The 518-nt window shown below is 72.6% G+C and carries 1 protein-coding gene; it reads right to left on the bottom strand.

Annotated features, from left to right (window positions below; all coding sequences use genetic code 11):
• The coding region (locus AC07ZS_RS29895; RefSeq protein WP_494802049.1) for a phenylacetate--CoA ligase family protein at positions 1-518 on the bottom strand (518 nt) is incomplete at both ends.

Here is a 518-nt window from a genome sequence, read left to right as displayed (position 1 = left end):
CCCGTGCCGAAGCGGATCAGCGGGTAGGCCGGGTTCAGGGTGGTGACCACCAGCTCGCCCACCTCGCCCTCGGGCACGGGCTCGCCGGTGCCCGGGCGCACGATCTCCACGATCACCCCCTCGTCGATCACCAGGCCCTCGCGCGCGCTCGTCTCGTAGGCCACCAGGCCCAGGTCGGCGGTGGCGTAGCTCTGGTAGACCGCCACGCCGCGCTCGGCGAACCAGTCGCGCAGGCTGGGCGGCAGCGCCTCGCCGCCCACCACGGCCTTGCGCAGGCTGCCGATGTCCACGCCATCGGCCTGGGCCTTCTCCACCAGGATGCGCAGGAAGCTGGGCGTGCCGGTGTAGGCCTCGGGCTTGAGCTCGGTGATGGCCTGCAGCTGCTGTTCGGTCTGGCCGGTGCCGGCGGGGAAGACCGAGCAGCCCACGGCGTGGGCGCCGGACTCCAGGATGAAGGCGCCCGGGGTCATGTGGTAGCTGAAGGCGTTGTGCACCAGCTCGCCGGCGCGAAAGCCCGC

Source organism: Hydrogenophaga sp. GW456-12-10-14-TSB4 (assembly GCF_059424305.1).
This window is presented reverse-complemented; position numbering and strand designations above follow the sequence as displayed.